This window comes from Christiangramia sp. LLG6405-1 (assembly GCF_045055805.1).
GTDB lineage: Bacteria > Bacteroidota > Bacteroidia > Flavobacteriales > Flavobacteriaceae > Christiangramia.
Genome location: NZ_CP159330.1, coordinates 775,045 through 791,249, shown reverse-complemented (window position 1 = coordinate 791,249; position 16,205 = coordinate 775,045). Strand labels below are relative to the sequence as shown.

The following is a 16,205-nucleotide window of genomic DNA, read 5'->3' as shown; positions in this document are numbered from 1 at the left end:
TTTAGCACAGGGATTGCCGTTCTCACGCTGAACCAAATAAAATCAATATATGAAGTACTTAAATGTAAGTTTTAAAAGCCTACTGGTAGCAACCCTAATTTGTGTTGGACTTGTGAGTTGTAATGATGATGATTCTTATGGATCTTCTTCTGAAATGGCCAATCTAAGCATTAGAATGACAGATGCTCCAGGAGATTATGACGCTGTTTTTATCGATGTACAGGGAATTGAGATCCAGCTTGAAGCCGATGATGATCTGGATGCGACCGATGATGATGGAACAGAAGGTAGCGAATGGGTGATTGTTGAAGATGTGAATACTGGCATCTACGACTTACTTGAACTAACGGGTGGAGTCTCACAATTACTGGCAGATACTGAAGTTGAAGCAGGTTATGTAGGGCAGATGAGATTGATCTTAGGACCTGATAACACAGTGGTTGTAGATGGAGAGACTAAAGCTCTAAACACTCCAAGTGCACAACAATCTGGTCTTAAATTACAATTGAATCAGCGTTTAGAAGGGGGTGAAAATTATGCATTTCTTCTTGATTTTGATGTTGAACAGTCAATTGTTGAGACAGGAAATGGAGGTTATAACCTTAAGCCTGTAATTAGATTGAGTGCAGAGGCCAACGCCGGAATGGTAGTTGGAACAACCGTTGTTCCTGCAGCTTTAAGCAGTGATGTACAGTCACTGGTTGTACTTACTGGAAATGGTATTACAGTATCGGCATACACAAACAATGATGGTGATTTTGCACTGAATGGAGTTCCTGCTGGTACTTATGATGTGAAAATCACACCTCAGATTTCTTCAGGTCTTACAGTTTATACGCTAAGTGACGTGGAAGTTCGTCCAAACGAAACTACAGATCTTGGTGAGATTGAGCTATAAGCTTTTAGAACATATAAAATAGAAAAGGCAGTGCTTCAGGGTACTGCCTTTTCTATTTTAACCTTTTTTTAACCAACGTAAATCCAATAAAATAACAATTTGCGACGCTTACATGTTGTACGTATATTCACGACATCAAAATCCGAAAAATCATGATGGAAAACGATTCATCTGTTGATATAGCCAGTATTAACGAAAAAATTGAAAGAGAGAGTGCTTTTGTAGACCTGCTAACCCGGGAGATGAACAAAGTCATCGTAGGGCAGAATCATATGGTCGAACGCTTGCTCATCGGCCTTTTAGGCCAGGGACATATCCTTTTAGAAGGGGTTCCGGGACTAGCCAAAACTCTTGCGATTAACACCTTGTCTCAGGCTGTTCATGGAAGCTTCAGCAGGGTGCAATTCACACCAGATCTTCTACCTGCAGATGTAGTGGGAACCCTTATCTATAATATGAAGGAGAATGACTTCAGTATAAAAAAGGGACCAATTTTCGCGAATTTCGTACTTGCAGATGAGATTAACCGTGCTCCGGCAAAAGTTCAATCGGCATTACTGGAAGCCATGCAGGAAAAGCAGGTGACCATTGGCGATGAAACTTTCATTCTGGATAAACCATTCCTGGTGATGGCGACCCAAAACCCGGTGGAACAGGAAGGAACTTATCCGCTGCCAGAGGCACAGGTAGATAGATTCATGCTGAAGACGGTGATCAAATACCCGAAAATGGCAGAGGAACAATTGATCATTCGCGCCAATCTTAAAGGTGCTTTTGAAAAAGTGAATCCTGTTGTAAGCCTTGAACAGATCCTACGGGCACAAAGTGCTGTTCGCGATGTTTATATGGATGAAAAGATCGAAAAATATATTCTTGATATCATTTTTGCGACGAGAACTCCAGAAAATTATAATCTTTCAGATATCAAACCATTAATAAGTTTTGGAGCTTCGCCAAGGGGAAGTATCAACCTTGCGATCGCTTCCAAGTGTTATGCATTTATTCGTCGTCGTGGTTATGTGGTGCCAGAAGATGTTCGTGCCGTAGTTCATGATGTGCTAAGACACAGAATTGGAATCACCTATGAGGCCGAAGCTGAAAATATTACTTCGGAAGATCTAATCAACAAGATCGTGAATGAAATCGAAGTGCCATAGCGATCAAGATCGTGCACGGCCGAAGATTGGTAATAAAATTACCGTTCATAAATATTGTTGAAGGAAGAGATGGATACAAAAGAGCTCCTAAAAAAAGTACGTAAAATAGAGATCAAAACCCGCAGACTGAGCGATCATGTCTTTGGCGGGGAATATCACTCTACTTTTAAAGGACGCGGGATGACCTTTAGCGAGGTAAGATCTTACCAGTTTGGGGATGATGTTCGAAATATCGACTGGAATGTTACCGCACGTTACAATGAGCCATTTGTAAAAGTATTTGAAGAAGAACGTGAGCTCACCATGATGTTAATGGTAGATGTTTCAGGTTCTGAACTTTTTGGTACTCGTGAGCAATTTAAAAAAGATGTAGTTACTGAAATTGCTGCTACACTGGCATTTTCAGCAACAAAAAATAATGATAAGATAGGTTTGATGTTATTTACAGATAAGATCGAACTTTATATTCCGCCGAAAAAAGGACGTTCTCATGTATTAAGGATCATTCGGGAACTCCTCGAATTCCACCCGGAAAATTCAGCAACAGATATTACAGGAGCATTGAAATACCTGTCTAATGTCATGAAGAAAAAAGCGATCGTTTTCATTCTTTCAGATTTTATGGATGAGGACTATCAGCATACCCTTAAAATTGCATCGAACAGACATGATGTGACCGGGATCAGGATTTTCGACAAAATGGAAGAGACCATTCCAAATCTTGGTCTTGTTCAAATGCAGGATGCGGAAAGTGGTGATTATATCACAGTAGATACGGGATCCAAATCTGTTCGCAATTCGTATTCAAAATATTATCAGGAGCGAATGGATTATTTTCTACAGAGCTTCTCTGTAAGTGGTGCGGGGACCATTAATAACCGGACAGACGAAAATTACGTAAAGAAACTACTGGGCTATTTCAAAAGAAGAGCTTAACGAATGGACTTGAAGAAAATCTCCACATATCGCCAAATAATTCTAAGATACTTACCCGGTCTTCTGGCAATTTTATTATTTCAAAATATCTCGGCTCAGGAGGTTACTTCCAGCATAGACTCAACGAGCATTAGGATAGGCGAGCAGATCACCTATAAGATAGAAGTAAATTCTAATCCTGAGGATCTAGTTGTTTTTCCTGAAGGAGAAACGTTTTCACCGCTGGAAATGGTGGAAAGCCTGCAACCAGATACCATTCGGAAGCAGGGAAATTATAAATTGCTCAAAGAATATTTTCTAACTCAGTTCGATAGTGGTAAATATGTGATCCCTTCTCAGGAAGTTCTCATACAGAATCGAACTTACAGAACAGATTCGTTTGCTGTGGTGGTTAAAGATGTCATCGTCGATACCACTAAGCAGAATTTGTATCCATTAAAACCATCGGTAACGGTTTCACCGGGATCCAGTATTCCAGATTGGTTATGGTGGTTGCTGGCAATCCTGGTAGTCGCCGGTGCGGCAGTTTACCTGATCGTAAGAAAAAGAAAATCTGATGATAAGGTGCGTGAACTTCCTCCCTATGAGGAGGCAATGGTGCAGCTAAAGCAACTGGATAGTTCGGGACTGCTTGAAAACAGGGAAATTAGAGAATACTATTCACAGTTAAGTTTTGCCGTAAGAAAATATCTGGATCGAAAGATCTATGATCATGGACTGGAAAGAACTACCGGCGAGTTGATTTTATACTTGCAGGCACAACGCGAATCTGGAAAGCTTAATCTTAATGAAGAAACCATTCGCAATTTCGAGAAAATTCTCAATCGTGCCGATCTGGCGAAGTTCGCTCGTTCCAAACCTGATATCATTACGGCTAAAGATGATCGTTCTAAAACTAAGTTGATCATTGATGATCTTCGTGCTGCGGTTCCTCAACCTACACAGGAAGAGTTGCTACTGGACGAAGAATATTTAGAAGCACAGCGCAAAAAACGTAAGAAACGCAAGATCATTCTTGGGGTTCTGGTTGGTGCCGCCATCATAATAATTGGAGTTACCACCTTGATTGCTACCAAGGGTATTACCTATGTCATGGATACCTATATTGGTCATCCTACGAAAGAATTGCTGGAGGGAGAATGGATTCGTAGTGAATACGGAAATCCTACGGTTGCTGTAACCACACCAAAAGTATTGGTTCGAGGTGAAATCGAAATGCCAGAAGATGTGCAGCGTATGATGGTTGGTTCTGAAACCTTTATTTATGGAAGCCTGCTTAGCAACTTTTATTCCGCAGTAACAACAATTAAATTCCGAGGAGAAGTACAATTCGATCTTCAGAAAGCTGTAGACGGAATTTACACGAACCTGGAAGGACAGGGCGCGACGAATATTGTCATGAAGCAGGAGGAATTTACAACGCTTAATGGTGCGAAAGGATTAAAAGTCTTTGGAACCTTACAAGCCGAAAATCCTGTTACAGGAGAAGCAATCCCGAATGAATATGTGATCTTGAATTTTGCTGAAAAAGGTGGTTTTGAGCAGATCATTGTCATCTTTAATGAAAACGATACTTACGCTGAAGAGATCTCGCAAAGGATCATCAATTCAGTTGAAATAAATAACCTGAAAGAATAATGTTTGCAAATTTCAATTTTGAGAATCCGGAATTTTTCTGGTTACTGTTGCTGCTTCCGCTGGCAATAGGCTGGTATATCTGGAAGCGAAATAAGCAAACTGCTGCTCTAAAGATATCTTCAACTAAAGGATTCAGGGGGAAATCTGGCTTGCTTCCTAAATTGCGACCGGTACTTTTTATATTAAGATTACTTACTCTGGCTTTGATTATTACGGCGATGGCGCGACCAAGAACGGTTGATGTTTCTACGCAGTCCAGTAGTACTCAGGGAATCGATATTGTCATGGCAATAGATGTTTCTGCCAGTATGCTAGCGAGGGACTTACAGCCGACACGTCTTGAGGCTACTAAAAATGTGGCCGAAGAATTTATCAAGGATCGTCCTGCAGATAGAATTGGCCTGGTAGTCTATGCGGGAGAGAGTTTTACAAAAACTCCCATTACCAGCGATAAGTCTATCGTACTGGACGCGCTGGAAGGAATTGAATATAATAATGTTCTCGAGAATGGAACTGCAATTGGTTCCGGACTGGCTACGGCAGTAAACAGGATCAAGGATAGCGATGCTGAAAGTAAAGTCATTATTTTGCTTACCGATGGGGTGAATAATTCCGGATTTATAGATCCAAATACAGCCAGTGAGCTGGCGCTTGAGTTTGGGATTAGAGTTTATACAATTGGTGTGGGTAGCAACGGGATGGCTTTGTCTCCAACTGCTATACTTCCAAATGGCAGGTTTCAGTATGGAAATGTGCTTGTAGAGATCGATGAAGAATTGCTTACTCAAATTGCATCTATTACCGGAGGAAAATATTTTAGAGCGACCGATAATGAAAAACTGGAAGCTATCTACGAGGAAATTGATGCTCTTGAAAAAACAGAAATTGAAGAATTCCGTTACTATAATTACGATGAAAAATACAGACCATTGGTGTTACTTGCCGGTGGATTGCTTTTGCTGGAAGTATTATTAAGAATGACAGTATTTAGAAGCTTTGTTTAATATGATGTTAGAAGAAAAATTATGGTTTTGGTTGTTGCTGGTGATTCCACTAGTGATCTTGCTATATCTTCTACTGGTGTTCTGGCAGAGGAGGACGCGGCGAAAATTTGCTGATAGCCACCTCTTAAAAAGTCTCGTTCCCGATCGATCCAGAAGTAAACCTTTTCTAAAACTTTTATTGATATTGCTAGGAATTGCTGCGCTTGTTGTAGCGCTTGTCAATCCTAAAATAGGTTCTAAAATGGAAACTGTAAAGCGGGAAGGGGTTGATATCGTTTTTGCCATAGATGTATCTAAAAGTATGGAGGCTGAAGATATTGCACCAAGCAGGATCGAGAAGTCAAAACAACTTGTGAGTCAGATTTTGAACACTCTTGGTAGTGACCGGGTTGGGATTATCGCTTATGCCGGTGGTGCCTTTCCGCAATTACCAATTACGACCGACTATTCTTCAGCCAAAATGTTCCTGCAGGCTTTAAATACAGATATGATCTCCTCACAGGGAACTGCCATAAGCGATGCGATAGAACTGGCGACCACTTATTACGATGATGATCAGCAAACCAATCGAGTTTTGTTCATCATTAGTGATGGAGAGGATCATGAAGGCAATGTAGAGGATATCGCCGAACAGGCTGCGGAAGATGGGATTCGTATCTTTACTATTGGCGTAGGTACCGAAAAAGGTGGGCCAATTCCAATTAAACGTAACGGGGTTATTCAGAATTATAAGAAAGATAATCAGAATGAAACGGTTATCACAAAGTTGAATCCTCAAACCCTTCAGGAGATTGCAGATGCTGCGGAAGGTGCCTATATCGAAGGTAATGTGACCGGAGATGTAGTGGATGAAGTTTTAAGTCAGCTTCAGAATATTGAAAAAACAGAATTTGAAGCCAAGCAATTTGCCGACTATGAATCTCAATTTCAATGGTTTCTGGGAATAGCTTTGGCATTATTTTTTCTAGATATTTTTGTATTAGAGAAAAGTACCGCCTGGTTAAGAAAACTGAATCTTTTTAATGAAGGTGGCAGGAAAAAGGAGAAGAACGATGCAGCATAAAATCGGTTTTAAAATCACACTTAGTATTTTACTGTTCCATTTCGGAATAGTGACAGCTCTCGCGCAGAAAGATCAGGAGAAACTTCAGCAGCAATCCAACGAATATATTGTGGAAGCACAGGAAGCTCTCTCAGAAAATAAATTTGCGAACGCTGAAGCTTCTTACCGTAAAGCCATTGCGAAGGATCCTTCCAATATGAAGGCGAAGTATAATATGGGAAACCTGTATCACGCCAAAGAAAAATCCCTGAATGCAGAACAGCGTTTAAAAGAAGCTGTAGAAATTGCTGAAAGCAAAGATGAAAAACACCAGATCTTTCACAATCTTGGGAATTCATATATGCAACAGAAGAATTATCAGGAAGCTGTAAATGCTTATAAAAATGCGCTTCGGAATAATCCAACCGATGATGAAACTCGTTATAATCTAGCCTTAGCGAAGAAAAAACTAGAAGAGGAAAAGCAAAATCCAGATCAAAACGACGATCAGAATCAAGATAAGCAGGATAATAAAGAAAACGAAGACCAGAACCAGGATCAGAAAGATCAGAATAATGATGGTGAAGGTGGAGAAGACGAAAAGCAGGATCAAAAGCCTAAGGACGAGGGAGAGAACGAAAAGGATAAGAAAGAAGGCGATCAAAACGAGGATAAGGAAAAGCAGGAAGGCGACGAGAAAAAAGAGGATAAAGGCCAGGGTGACGAAAAGCAGCAGCAGAAGCCAAAACCGGCTCAGGGTCAGCTATCTCCTCAACAAATCCAAAGTTTGCTGGAAGCCATGAATAACGAAGAAAAGAAAGTCCAGGATAAAATTAATGCCCAGAAAGCTAAGGGCGTGAAGGTTAAAGCTGAAAAAGACTGGTAAGAATTGATAAAATTTCTGACTAAAAATTGCGTTGATATAGATAATGATGAAAACAAAATTATTGATTTTAAGTTTTTTGATGTTTACCGGAGGTTTGCTCCAGGCGCAGGTGCGCTTTGAAGCGAAGGTTAGCAGGGAGAAGCTGGGAATTAATGAACGGCTTCGGGTTGATTTTGAAATGAATGAAGATGGAGATAATTTTAATGCTCCTTCTTTTTCAGATTTTACCGTAGTTGGAGGCCCAAATCAAAAAATAAGCACAAGCATCCTCAATGGGAAAATGGCTTATTCCAAAACCTATAGTTTTTATCTCCAGCCGAAAAAGCGTGGAACACTCACCGTTGGACAGGCGGAGATTGTTATCGATGATAAGGTTTATAAAACATCGCCCATAGATGTTGAGGTCACTGCGGCCGTAGATAAACCTACCGATGGAAATAATACTGAATTGATTGCTGAGGATAATCTGCATCTCGTAGCAGAAGTCTCTAAAGGAAATCCATATCTAAACGAAGCGATCACAGTGGTTTATAAGCTGTATGTGAGTCCGCGAATCAGTGTAAGCAACTGGAGGGAACTTGACAATCCAAAATACAATGATTTCTGGAGTCAGAGTGTGGATATCAAGCAGCTTCGTGTCGAAAATGGTGAATACCGCGGTGAGCCTTATCGTTATGTAATCCTAAGAAAAACGATTCTTTATCCTCAGAAAACCGGTGAATTAAATATTGAACCACTTACATTATCTGTGGCGGTGGATGTTCCTAGCGAACGCCGCGATATTTTTGGAAGCAGGATCTATAAAACGGTTAATAAAACCGTGGCTGCAGATAACAAGAAGATCAACGTAAAAGCATTACCTACGAATGCTCCAGAGAATTTTACAGGAGCTGTAGGGAAATTTGATTTTAGCGTAAGTAGCAGTAAAAATGAATTGAATGCAGGTGAAAGTCTGCAGGCCAAAGTTGAGGTAAAAGGAAACGGAAATTTGAAGTTATTCGATCTTCCAGAACTTACCGCTCCTTCATCTCTGGAAATGTATAATCCTGAACGTCGTGAAAATGTAAATACGAATTTGAGCGGAATGCAGGGAAGTATTTCAAATTCTTATACGATCATACCAACCAGAAAAGGGAAATATCCAATTCCGGCATTGTCCTTTTCTTATTTCGATCCAAAAAGCGAAACTTATATCACCCATACTTCAGATGAAATGCTGATAAGTGTTGATAGCGGACCTTTGGCAGGATCTAACAATATGAGCAATTCCGGAGTTAATAAGCAACCGGTTGCTTTCAATGACAGTCAGTTTAGATTTATTAAACTGAAGACTAATTTGATATCTCTTGACGATTCAGGTTTCTTTGGTTCCGCTGGTTTCTGGACGGCTTTGATACTTCCGCTGGCAGCGATTCCATTATTTATTCTCTTCGGAAGAAAAAGAGATAAAAGGGCTGCAGATGTTACCGGAAACAGAATTCGAAAAGCAGATAAACTGGCCAGAAAATATCTTTCAGAAGCAAAAAGGAATTTAGGAGATCAGAAGGAATTCTATCTTGCCCTGGAACGATCGATGCATAATTATCTGAAAGCTAAACTGGGAATTACCACCAGTGAAATGAGTAAGGATAGAATTCAGCAAATACTTAGCGAGAAGCAGGTCGATGAGCAAACTACGACAGAGTTTATAGCGCTTTTATCCAGTTGCGAATTTGCACGCTATACACCGGCATCATCAGACGCTATGCAGCAGGACTACGAAAAAGCAGTTCGAGTAATTTCAACCCTGGATAAACAACTATAACATGAGAAAAGTAATCGTTCTTATCTTTCTATTTGTTTCCGCTCTTGGGTTTTCCCAGAACCAGGAACTTTTTGATAAAGCAAACGCAGCTTATCAAAACGGAGAATTTGAAGCATCTATCTCTAGTTACGAGAAGATCATAGAAAACGGTGAAGCTTCAGCTGAGGTTTATTATAATCTTGGAAATGCACATTATAAATTAAATAATGTCGCGCCGAGTATCTATTATTTTGAAAAGGCACTTCAGCAACAACCAAAAGATGAAGATATTCAGAATAACATCGAGTTTGCTCGTAACATGGCGATCGATGATATTGATGAGGTTGAGCAAACGGGACTTTCGGCTACTTTTGGGAACATGATCTCCAAGTATACTGCTTCCGGATGGGCTATTTTTGCCATCATATTTTCGGTGATCTTTGTGGTGTTGTTCCTACTCTATTATTTCTCCCGAAACTCTCTTCAGAAGAGATTATTCCTGGGTTTTGCATCTCTAAGTGTAATTGCCTGTATCGTATCTGTCGTATTTGCATATCAGCAGGAAGCCTATGTCGAGGACAACCAATACGCGATAATATACCAGGAAGTTGTAGAGGTGCGGGATGAGCCTAATTTACGTGGTGAAGCCAGCTACGAGCTTCATGAAGGTACCAAGGCAAAAGTTCTCGAAGACTTTCAGGAATGGTCAAAAATTGAACTTTCTAACGGAGCTCAGGGTTGGGTTAAGTCTCAAAATATCAGGAAGCTATAGATAATCTTGATAAAACCTTAACAATTCAGTATTAGAGTCTTCTATTTAATTCTGAAATTTGCGTTAGTTTTGCAATTGTGAAGAAAATCTCCTACATCCTGGCTGTTATATTTACAGCTTTTCTGTGTACTCCAAGCGTAATTGCTTTGATCGACAGAAATGTTGATATTTCTATTGCCTATAATGTGAACGAAGAGGAAAGTACTTCCAAAAACCAGATCAGCCTGGAATACACTATTGAGGAGATGGACTCTAATTACAAAAGCATACATTATCTTCAAATTAGAAAGCAGGATGGACATAACTACAGAGAAAGTAGGTACAAGGTCTTTCTTTCAATTACCTCTCCACCACCGAAACTGGCATAATACTCCCACATCTATATTCACGATAAATTCGTGAACCCATTTATTATTCAATTTTAAGATTACAGGAGTTCTTCCTGATATAATATATTATATATGTTTAAGCATTTAAATAAAGATTTTCCGGCAAGTATTGTCGTGTTTTTTGTTGCCATTCCTTTGTGTCTTGGTATAGCCCTTGCCAGTGGCGCCCCGTTGTTCTCTGGTTTAATTGCCGGTATCATTGGTGGTATCGTGGTTGGAGCCATTAGTGGTTCGAGCCTTGGAGTTAGTGGACCAGCAGCAGGACTTGCAGCCATCGTTCTTGCAGCAATTACTAATATTGGTTATGAGAATTTACTACTGGCTGTAGTGATTGGTGGTGCGATCCAGATTGGATTCGGACTTCTAAAAGCAGGTATTATTGGGTATTATTTCCCAAACTCGGTAATTAAAGGAATGCTTACAGGTATCGGGATAATCATTATCCTGAAGCAGATCCCTCACTTCTTTGGTTACGATGATGATCCTCAAGGCGACTGGGCATTTTTCCAGGTAGATGGAGAGAATACGTTCTCAGAAATTTTCAATATGGCGAATGGCATTAGCCCGGGAGCAACTTTGATCGCTATCATTGCGATGATCATTCTTGTACTTTGGGAAACTGTATTAAGCGATAAGGGTAAGTTCTTTAAACTTGTACAGGGACCATTAGTTGCAGTGGGAACGGGAATTATTTTCTTCCTGGTTACCAAGGGAAATGAGACATTCGGAATTTCTCAGGAGCACCTTGTAAATGTTCCGGTACCAGATAGTTTTGATTCTTTTATTGGTCAGTTTACTGTACCTTCTTTCGAAATGATAGGAACTTTACAGATCTGGATCACCGGTTTCACGATCGCGTTGGTAGCCAGTCTGGAAACCTTATTATGTGTGGAAGCAACAGACAAACTGGATCCGCACAAAAGAACTACTCCTACAAACCGTGAACTTTTCGCACAGGGGACAGGAAACATGCTTTCAGGTATGATTGGTGGATTGCCAATTACACAGGTTATCGTCAGAAGTTCTGCGAACATCCAGTCTGGAGGTCAAACCAAAATGGCAGCAATTCTGCATGGTTTCTTACTATTGATCTCTGTTGTAGTAATTCCAAATATTCTTAATTATATTCCACTTTCAGTTTTGGCAGCTATTCTATTTCTTGTAGGATACAAACTGGCGAAACCTGCTTTGTTCAAAGAAATGTATTTGAAAGGCTGGAAGCAGTTCGTACCATTTATTGTAACCATCGTTGGAATCGTATTTGGTGACCTTCTAATTGGAATTGGTCTGGGACTTGCCGTTGGAATCGTGGTAATTCTTATCAAATCTTACCAGAACTCTTACTTCCTTCATATTGAAAATGAAACGGATGAAAACAAGACGGTGAAAATGACCCTTGCTGAAGAGGTTACATTTATCAATAAAGGAGCGATCATCAAAGAACTGAATAAATTAAAAGAGAATTCTTATCTTATCATGGATGTGCGAAAAAGCAGGTATCTGGATAATGATATTATAGAGATTCTTGACGATTTCAGAGTAAAGGCTGCGGAAAAGAATATAGATATCAAGATTATTTCAGAAAGAGGAACTATTGAGAATCCGGATAGTTACCAGGAATTTTTCGCACAGAAGAAGATCGGCTAATTTAGTAGATCAGTATTAACCAAATTCTAATAAAAACAAATTATGATTAAAGATATAATCAATAAAGACAAGCAAACGAAATTAAGCCCTGATGCGGTACTGAAGGATCTAATGGAAGGAAACGAGCGTTTTTCTAATGCTAAGATGCATCAGAGAGACTACGCTTCCCAGGTAGAACTGACCAAAGGAGGACAATGGCCACAGGCGGTTGTACTTGGCTGTATCGATTCACGAGTGCCTTTAGAAACAATTTTCGACCAGGGAGTTGGAGATATCTTTTCTGCCAGAGTAGCCGGAAACTTTGAAAATACTGATATTCTTGGAAGTCTGGAATACTCCTGTAAAGTTGCAGGAAGTAAACTAGTTATGGTATTGGGCCACGAAGCTTGCGGCGCAGTTAAAGCTGCCTGTGATGATGTTGAACTAGGGAACATCACACATTTACTAAGCAATATTAAGCCTGCCGTAAAAGCTACTGAAACAAGTGGTGAAAGAAATTCCAGCAATTCTGATTTTGTTGCTGGTGTGGTTGAAAATAACGTGAAACTTACCATCGATAGGATCAGAGAGAAAAGTCCGATTCTTAAGGAAATGGAAGATAACGGTGAGATTAAAATCGTTGGAGGAGTGTATTCTATCTCTAATGGAAAAGTAAGCTTGCTATAGGAAATTAGTAAGGAAAGTAATAAAGATCCGGGATCGCTTCAATGTGGTTCCGGATTTTTTTATTCAGCTTCTGCTTCAGAGTCCCAAAGGTCTTTTTCCTTTACCTGTTTGATGATCGATGGTAATATGATAGGGGCAATTACAGCTACCGGTTCATAAAGTACAGATTCTTCAATTGTTTCAGTTTCTACGAATTCAAGTGTTTTATTGCTGGTCATAAAGAACATGATGATCACGCTGGCCACAAAAGCAGATTTCATTAATCCAAATATTGCTCCCAACAATTTGTTTACGATTCCAAGTGCTGCAAAGTCTGCCACTTTGGTAAGCATTTTCCCAACCAGGGAAACCACGAAAATTATAATTAAAAAAGTGATGGCCAGGCTCGCGAGATTTATGATTTCGATATCCCAATCTACATGTTGCGAAAGAAATTCACCAGCGTAATAGGAGAAATGAATGGCACCGTATATACCGGCTACTAGTCCTACCAAAGAGGCAAGCTCAGTTAAAAATCCTCTGAAAAAACCACGTACCAATCCGTAAAGCAGGAAAATCCCCAGGACAATATCCACTGTATTCATGTGTCAAATATAATAATTATAAAATCTTAGATGATATCTTTGCAGTATGGCAAGAGATGAACAATTAAAGGAGCGCTGGCAGGAATTACAAACCAAATTATCCAATCAATTTGCAGATGGAGATATATTGGAGCTGGATGCTATTATTTACTTAATCGGGGTACAGGAATTGGGTCAGGTTCACCGTAAATTTAAGAAAGACCATAAGCTTGATTTGATGCATATTGCAATCTGTACTTTACTGGAGCCTTATGGCTATTACGAATTCGATTATTTTGATGAAGACAGCTGGCCGCATTTTAAAGTGAAGGAGGAGTTACCAAGTTTAAAAGCCGGGGAGCAGTCGGTTTTAATGAAGGAAGCGATCGTGAATTATTTTATGGAAAAAAAGTATATTTCATAAATGAACCTTCTGCTAAGTTTTGACTCGTTTCCAAATGATAGTGGTCCTATCTACCAGGAAACAATGGCCGGAAGATTACCTGTGGAGCCATTCAACACTTTCAGCAATATTTTCTTTCTACTCATTATAATTTACTTTTCGCTGAAGGTCTATAGCGACTATCGCAATCATGGATTTTTAGCGTGGAGCCTTCCAGTTCTTTTTATGGGATTTGTTGGAGGTACCGTCTATCATGCAACCCGAAGTCATGACTTCTGGATGTACCTGGACTGGCTTCCTATTATATTTTTATGCCTTGCAGTTTCAGTTTATTATACCATAAAACTGGAAATTACTAATCGGAATAGGATCTGGCTTATTGTACTAATTTTAATTCTGGTGTTTGGGGTGCGTATGCTCCCATGGGATGATAGTGTTCAAACCTCTGTAGGCTACGTGGGAACAGCGCTGGGACTTTTACTACCTGTAATTACCTATTTTCTTACCACACGATCAGCAAACTGGGTTTATATTTTACTGGCATTTCTCAGCTTTGGATTTGCCATAAGCTTCAGGGTACTGGATGGATTTATTTATGTAATTCCTATGGGAACACACTGGCTATGGCACAGCTTCGGGGCACTTTCCGTATTCTTTCTTATGAGTTTTATTTACCGGGACAGGTTGCTCGTAAAGTCTCTTTCTTCGGAAGTGGCCACTTCAGAATAAGCATTTAAAGCACACGATTTTCGGTATTAATTTTACTAAATTTGCGCTTCTGAAAAGACTAAACCAATGATTGATAAGATTAAAGGGCATATTGCTGAAGTTGAAAGCTTTAATGCTGCTACGAATGAAGAAATAGAAACTTTCCGAATCAAATACCTTGGTAAAAAAGGGATTCTGAACGACTATTTTGCTGAATTCAAGAATGTTCCAAATGAACAGAAGAAGGAATTCGGTCAGGTGATCAATCAGCTTAAGAGTGCTGCAACCCAGCGTGTAAATTCTTTAAAAGAAAGTCTTGAGAACAGTCAGGAAGAAAAAGGTGTGTATGGTGACCTTAGCAGACCGGGAGAACCGGTTGAAATAGGTTCCAGGCATCCAATTTCTATTGTTAAGAACCAGATCACCGAGATTTTCAGCAATATTGGTTTCAATGTTTCTGAAGGACCGGAGATGGAAGATGACTGGCATAACTTTACGGCACTGAACCTTCCGGAATATCATCCGGCAAGAGATATGCAGGATACGTTCTTTATCCAGACAGATCCTGATATCTTGTTGAGAACACATACCTCTTCAGTTCAGGTTCGTTACATGGAAGAGAATAAACCGCCAATTAGAACGATCTCTCCGGGAAGAGTTTTCAGAAATGAAGCAATTTCGGCAAGATCACATTGTATATTTCACCAGGTAGAAGGTTTGTATATCGATAAGGATGTGTCTTTTGCCGATATGAAACAAACGATCCTGTATTTTACGGAGCAACTCTTTGGAAAATCAAAAATACGCCTTAGACCTTCTTATTTTCCATTTACCGAGCCAAGTGCTGAAGTTGATGTTTACTGGGGTCTGGAAACTGAAACCGATTACCGAATCACCAAAGGAACGGGTTGGCTTGAGATCATGGGCTGCGGAATGGTAGACCCGAACGTTCTAAGAAATTGTAATATAGACCCACAGGAATATTCAGGATTTGCATTTGGGATGGGAATTGAAAGAATTGCCATGCTGCTTTACCAGATAGAAGATATCAGGATGTTTTACGAGAATGACCTAAGATTTCTCGAGCAATTTAAATCTGCACTATAATGAAAAAATACGCTATCCTCATCATTGGGGCAATTATCCTGGGAATCATCATTTATGTGACCTTTGTGATCGCGGTTATCAAACTGACTTTAGGATTGATCTTGCTTGCAGTTGCAGCAGCACTCCTATACTGGTTGTGGATAAAGATCAAACACAAAGCTGAAGATACATTTTGAGGAAAGATATTGAAATACCGGAAGTAGAAGATGTATACCTCGCTGCGGTCTATGTATTGAACGAACAATTCGAGTCCTACGAATGGAATGCCTATTTGATCAATGCTTCTTCGGAAGCTTTGGAAATGGCGCTTATCGTATCCAAAGGTTTTGACAAAAAGAAGGAAACTTCTACGATGCGACATAAAATTGAAGTACTGCCGGCAAAGAATTTCGCCAAGATCGAATTTCTTCAGGAAGATGTTCTAAAGCTGAACAATGAGTTTAAGGTGACATTCTTCCAGAATAATAAGATGTACGAGAAGACTTTTGTTTTTAAAGCGAATAGCATTCGAGAAAATGCACGGGTGGAGCTCCCGGTAATACCGGAAAAAGGAATTCTTGCAAAATGATGACTCGATACTAGCATAAAAAAAGCCTCCATTTGGAG

The 16,205-nt window shown here is 39.8% G+C and carries 18 protein-coding genes; 17 read left to right on the top strand and 1 reads right to left on the bottom strand.

The features are described from left to right. Positions 1–49 precede the first annotated feature (49 nt). The 12 genes from ABVM50_RS03655 (at position 50) to ABVM50_RS03600 (ending at position 12,818) form a co-directional block, all read left to right on the top strand. Positions 50–898, top strand: a complete 849-nt coding sequence (locus tag ABVM50_RS03655) for a DUF4382 domain-containing protein (RefSeq protein WP_405200010.1) — start codon at positions 50–52, stop codon at positions 896–898. Between the two features lie 152 nt (positions 899–1,050). Then, positions 1,051–2,055, top strand: a complete 1,005-nt coding sequence (locus ABVM50_RS03650; RefSeq protein WP_405200009.1) for an AAA family ATPase — start codon at positions 1,051–1,053, stop codon at positions 2,053–2,055. A gap of 69 nt (positions 2,056–2,124) precedes the next feature. Next, on the top strand, positions 2,125–2,991 hold the full coding sequence (locus ABVM50_RS03645) for a DUF58 domain-containing protein (protein WP_405200008.1): 867 nt from the start codon (positions 2,125–2,127) through the stop codon (positions 2,989–2,991). A 3-nt stretch (positions 2,992–2,994) separates the two neighbouring features. Continuing rightward, complete coding sequence (locus ABVM50_RS03640) at positions 2,995–4,629, top strand: BatD family protein (RefSeq protein ID WP_405200007.1); 1,635 nt, start codon at positions 2,995–2,997, stop codon at positions 4,627–4,629. Further along, positions 4,629–5,633, top strand: a complete 1,005-nt coding sequence (locus ABVM50_RS03635; RefSeq protein ID WP_405200006.1) for a vWA domain-containing protein — start codon at positions 4,629–4,631, stop codon at positions 5,631–5,633. Before ABVM50_RS03640 ends, ABVM50_RS03635 begins: the two co-directional genes overlap by 1 nt. A 1-nt stretch (position 5,634) precedes the next feature. Next, the gene (locus ABVM50_RS03630; RefSeq protein WP_405200005.1) at positions 5,635–6,696 is read left to right on the top strand and encodes a VWA domain-containing protein; all 1,062 of its coding nucleotides are present in this window, start codon (positions 5,635–5,637) and stop codon (positions 6,694–6,696) included. Then, positions 6,686–7,561, top strand: a complete 876-nt coding sequence (locus ABVM50_RS03625) for a tetratricopeptide repeat protein (RefSeq protein WP_405200004.1) — start codon at positions 6,686–6,688, stop codon at positions 7,559–7,561. The genes ABVM50_RS03630 and ABVM50_RS03625 overlap by 11 nt, the downstream gene beginning before the upstream one ends. Before the next feature lie 46 nt (positions 7,562–7,607). Beyond that, positions 7,608–9,365, top strand: coding sequence for a BatD family protein (locus tag ABVM50_RS03620; RefSeq protein WP_405200680.1), 1,758 nt, complete (start codon positions 7,608–7,610; stop codon positions 9,363–9,365). 1 nt (position 9,366) lies between these two features. Continuing rightward, positions 9,367–10,116, top strand: a complete 750-nt coding sequence (locus tag ABVM50_RS03615) for a tetratricopeptide repeat protein (protein WP_405200003.1) — start codon at positions 9,367–9,369, stop codon at positions 10,114–10,116. A 77-nt stretch (positions 10,117–10,193) separates the two neighbouring features. Continuing rightward, on the top strand, positions 10,194–10,484 hold the full coding sequence (locus tag ABVM50_RS03610) for a hypothetical protein (RefSeq protein WP_405200002.1): 291 nt from the start codon (positions 10,194–10,196) through the stop codon (positions 10,482–10,484). A 93-nt stretch (positions 10,485–10,577) separates the two neighbouring features. Then, positions 10,578–12,152: a SulP family inorganic anion transporter gene (locus ABVM50_RS03605; RefSeq protein WP_405200001.1), complete on the top strand. Its 1,575-nt coding sequence runs from the start codon at positions 10,578–10,580 to the stop codon at positions 12,150–12,152. Between the two features lie 42 nt (positions 12,153–12,194). After that, complete coding sequence (locus ABVM50_RS03600) at positions 12,195–12,818, top strand: carbonic anhydrase family protein (RefSeq protein ID WP_405200000.1); 624 nt, start codon at positions 12,195–12,197, stop codon at positions 12,816–12,818. Positions 12,819–12,877: 59 nt separating this feature from the next. Here the strand turns inward: ABVM50_RS03600 and ABVM50_RS03595 are convergent, their stop codons facing one another. After that, positions 12,878–13,402, bottom strand: a complete 525-nt coding sequence (locus ABVM50_RS03595; protein WP_405199999.1) for a CvpA family protein — start codon at positions 13,400–13,402, stop codon at positions 12,878–12,880. A 46-nt stretch (positions 13,403–13,448) separates the two neighbouring features. Here ABVM50_RS03595 and ABVM50_RS03590 point away from each other — a divergent pair, with 46 nt between their 5' ends. From ABVM50_RS03590 to ABVM50_RS03570, 5 genes are all read left to right on the top strand, one after another. Then, a complete protein-coding gene (locus ABVM50_RS03590; protein ID WP_141876258.1) occupies positions 13,449–13,805 on the top strand; it encodes a hypothetical protein in 357 nt (118 codons plus the stop codon). Beyond that, a complete protein-coding gene (locus ABVM50_RS03585) occupies positions 13,806–14,513 on the top strand; it encodes a hypothetical protein (protein ID WP_405199998.1) in 708 nt (235 codons plus the stop codon). A 66-nt stretch (positions 14,514–14,579) separates the two neighbouring features. Then, positions 14,580–15,599 (top strand): phenylalanine--tRNA ligase subunit alpha, encoded by a 1,020-nt coding sequence (gene pheS / locus ABVM50_RS03580; RefSeq protein ID WP_405199997.1) that lies wholly within the window; start codon positions 14,580–14,582, stop codon positions 15,597–15,599. Beyond that, complete coding sequence (locus ABVM50_RS03575; RefSeq protein WP_185739439.1) at positions 15,599–15,775, top strand: hypothetical protein; 177 nt, start codon at positions 15,599–15,601, stop codon at positions 15,773–15,775. The genes pheS and ABVM50_RS03575 overlap by 1 nt, the downstream gene beginning before the upstream one ends. After that, positions 15,772–16,167 carry a hypothetical protein gene (locus ABVM50_RS03570; protein ID WP_405199996.1) on the top strand — a complete coding sequence of 132 codons (396 nt, stop codon included), beginning with the start codon at positions 15,772–15,774 and terminating at the stop codon, positions 16,165–16,167. The genes ABVM50_RS03575 and ABVM50_RS03570 overlap by 4 nt, the downstream gene beginning before the upstream one ends. Positions 16,168–16,205 lie beyond the last annotated feature (38 nt).